Here is a 2,743-nt window from a genome sequence, read left to right on the forward strand (position 1 = left end):
AGAAGTGTATAAGAGACGGCTCCTGTTCAGCGACGATCCGCTGCCGACCGAGTTCCGCGACATGCGCGATCGCTAATGTCCCAGCTTCCTGACCCGGCCGCCGACGCGCTAGACTGGGCGCATGACCGATCTTCCCACCGCCGGCCGTTTCGAAGGGCGCGCCCACCTGCTGCCGGTGCGCGTCTATTACGAGGACACGGATTTCACCGGCCTAGTCTATCACGCCAACTATGTCCGATTTTTCGAGCGGGGGCGGTCGGATTTTCTGCGGGCCGTCGGCGTGGGCCATTCGGTCCTTCTGGAGGAGGCCGAGCCGCTGGCCTTCGTCGTGTCCGAGCTGAACATCAAATACCTGAAGCCGGCGCGGATCGACGACGCCCTGGTGGTGCGGACCCTGTACGAGGCGGTGAAGGGCGCGCGGCTGATCATCCGCCAGACGGTGGAGCGGGCGGGCGAGGTGCTGTGCCGGGCCGAGGTGACGGCGGTCTGCATCCATCTGGACGGACGGCCGCGCCGGCCCACCAGGGCGCTGGTCGAAAAGGTCACGCCCTGGCTGGCAAGCGCCGGCGACGGCGACTAGAAACAGGCGAACCGGGAGGGTCGAACATGCAGAACCAGGGAATCACCGCCAGCGCCGTGATCGTGTCCTTTCTGCTGCTGGTCCTGGTGGTCGGCGGGGGGCTGGTCGGCTGTCCCTATTACAAGGTCTGGGAACGCAAGATGGCGGGCCAGGCCGAGCTTCAGTACCAGCAGGGCGCGCGCCAGGCCCTGATCGCCCAGGCGGCGGCCGAGGACGAGGCCGCCATCAAGCGGGCCGAGGCGGCGACGCGCCGGGTGCTGGGCTGGACCGATGCGGCCAAGCGCGGCTGCGAGGCCCTGGGCCGCCCCGGCGACCGCGCCTGCGAGGAACAGCTGGTGCGCGACGCGGCCACCTATTCCATCGCCAAGGAAGGCCATGAGGGCGTGATCATCAGCGTCGGCGCCCCCGTCTCGGTGGCGGTCGATCCGACGCGCAGGACGACGACCGAGTAGGCTTTTATGACGCGCCTGTCAGATGACGCGCGTGCTCGGGAAGGCTAGAAGCCGCCCTCGCCACACAATGGTCACGCCCGCTCGGTCGAAGAGGGGTGTCGCCAATCTCCAATCCGCAGCCGACCCCGCCCGGAGCGCCTGAATGACTACGCCCGTCGACGCCTCGATGATGAATCCCGTCGAACTGTTCCTGACCGCCGACTGGGTGGTGAAGACGGTGATGATCGGCCTGGCGGCGGCGTCGCTGTGGTCGTGGACCATCATCATCGACAAGGCCTTCCGCTTCACGGCCCTGAACAGGCAGGCCGACGAGTTCGAAAAGGCGGTTCAGTCGGGGCGTTCGCTGGAAGACGTGGCGACCCAGGCCGGGCCGGCGCCGGAACACGCCCTGCCGCGGATGCTGGTGATCGCCCTGTCCGACTGGCGCGAGGCGCGTCAGCGCGGGGCGCTGAACGACCATCAGGGCGACCTGCTGATGACCCGCATCGACCGGGCGCTGAACAGCCTGATCTCGCGCGAGAGCCAACGCATCGAGAACGGCCTGGGCGTGCTGTCGGTCGTGGCGACGGCCTCGCCCTTCATCGGCCTGTTCGGCACGGTCTGGGGCATCATGAACGCCTTCGGGCGGATCGCGGCGGCGGGCAACACCAATCTGACGACCGTGGCGCCGGCCATCGCCGAGGCCCTGTTCGCCACGGCCATCGGCCTGGCGGCGGCCATCCCGGCCTATATCGCCTACAACAAGTTCTCGATCGACGCGGGCAAGTTCGCGGGACGGCTGGACGCCTTCGCCGACGACCTGCAGGCGGCGGTGGCGCGGCGTCTGGGCAGTTCAGCGACGCCGCCGGCCCCGGCCGCGCCGTCGTCGGGCGTCAATCTGAACCGGAGCGTCTGAGCCATGGCCCTGGGCGGCGGTGCGAGCGGCGGCGGGCGTCGGGGACGGCGGGGGCGCAGAGGCCCCCTGACCGAGATCAACGTCACGCCCCTGGTGGACGTGATGCTGGTGCTGCTGATCATCTTCATGATCTCGGCGCCGCTTCTGACCGTGGGCGTCCCTGTGGAGCTGCCGAAGACCGAGGCCAGCGCGGTCGAGACGGACAACGAGCCCCTGTCGGTCAGCATCGACCAGCAGGGCGCCATCTTCATCGCCGACAGCGAGACGTCGTTCGACGATCTCGCCGTGCGTCTGCTGACCGAGGCCGGCGGATCGGACAAGGCGTCGGAGCGGCCGGTGTTCGTGCGCGCCGACGGGCGGGCGCCCTATCAGGCGGTGGCGCGGGTGATGGCGCGACTGTCGGCCTCGGGCTTCACCAAGCTGAACCTGATCACCGACACGGCGCCGGAGGCCTGATCGCTTGCGTCGGCCCAGCCCTGCCATTCTGGGATCCATCGCCCTGCACGCGGGTGTGGTCGCGCTCGCCTTCGTTTCGTTTTCGCACAAGGCGGACGAGCCCAAGCCGCTGGTGAACTCGGTGCCGGTGACCATCGTGTCGGAGACGGTGATCGCGGCGGCGCAGTCGTCGGTGTCGGCGGCGGGGGCGTCGGTTGCGGAGCGGGCGGCGTCGGCTCTTCCGGCGCGCTGACCGGGGCGGTCGCCGCATCGTCGGGCGGGGGGGCCGGCCGCGGGTTATCGGCCGGCGCCCCCGCGGTCACCGCCTCCGACACGATGGGCACCCGCACCGGGTTCACCCGCGGCCTTGGCCCGGCCCCC

Annotated in this window: 5 protein-coding genes; all 5 read left to right on the forward strand. The window is 69.7% G+C overall.

The window, feature by feature from the left end; all coding sequences use genetic code 11:
• The first annotated feature begins 121 nt into the window (after positions 1-121).
• The 5 genes from ybgC to ER13_RS16830 all read left to right on the forward strand — a co-directional run bounded on the left by ybgC (position 122) and on the right by ER13_RS16830 (position 2,615).
• Positions 122-580 (forward strand): tol-pal system-associated acyl-CoA thioesterase, encoded by a 459-nt coding sequence (ybgC, locus tag ER13_RS16810; protein WP_035311160.1) that lies wholly within the window; start codon positions 122-124, stop codon positions 578-580.
• 26 nt (positions 581-606) lie between these two features.
• On the forward strand, positions 607-1,032 hold the full coding sequence (locus tag ER13_RS16815; RefSeq protein WP_008262994.1) for a hypothetical protein: 426 nt from the start codon (positions 607-609) through the stop codon (positions 1,030-1,032).
• Between the two features lie 142 nt (positions 1,033-1,174).
• Positions 1,175-1,927: a protein TolQ gene (gene tolQ / locus ER13_RS16820; protein WP_052005178.1), complete on the forward strand. Its 753-nt coding sequence runs from the start codon at positions 1,175-1,177 to the stop codon at positions 1,925-1,927.
• Between the two features lie 3 nt (positions 1,928-1,930).
• Entirely contained in the window at positions 1,931-2,383 is a 453-nt protein-coding gene (gene tolR, locus ER13_RS16825; protein WP_008260741.1) for a protein TolR, read from the forward strand.
• 4 nt (positions 2,384-2,387) lie between these two features.
• The gene (locus tag ER13_RS16830) at positions 2,388-2,615 is read left to right on the forward strand and encodes a hypothetical protein (RefSeq protein ID WP_035311164.1); all 228 of its coding nucleotides are present in this window, start codon (positions 2,388-2,390) and stop codon (positions 2,613-2,615) included.
• The last annotated feature ends 128 nt before the right edge of the window (positions 2,616-2,743 follow it).

It is taken from the genome of Brevundimonas sp. EAKA, assembly GCF_000698025.1.
GTDB classification, from domain to species: Bacteria; Pseudomonadota; Alphaproteobacteria; order Caulobacterales; family Caulobacteraceae; genus Brevundimonas; species Brevundimonas mediterranea_A.

Excerpts from the sequence above, each read along its gene's own strand:
- ybgC (WP_035311160.1), top strand. The coding sequence starts at position 122 with ATGACCGATCTTCCCACCGCCGGCCGTTTCGAAGGGCGCGCCCACCTG.
- ER13_RS16815 (WP_008262994.1), top strand. The coding sequence starts at position 607 with ATGCAGAACCAGGGAATCACCGCCAGCGCCGTGATCGTGTCCTTTCTG.
- tolQ (WP_052005178.1), top strand. The coding sequence starts at position 1,175 with ATGACTACGCCCGTCGACGCCTCGATGATGAATCCCGTCGAACTGTTC.
- tolR (WP_008260741.1), top strand. The coding sequence starts at position 1,931 with ATGGCCCTGGGCGGCGGTGCGAGCGGCGGCGGGCGTCGGGGACGGCGG.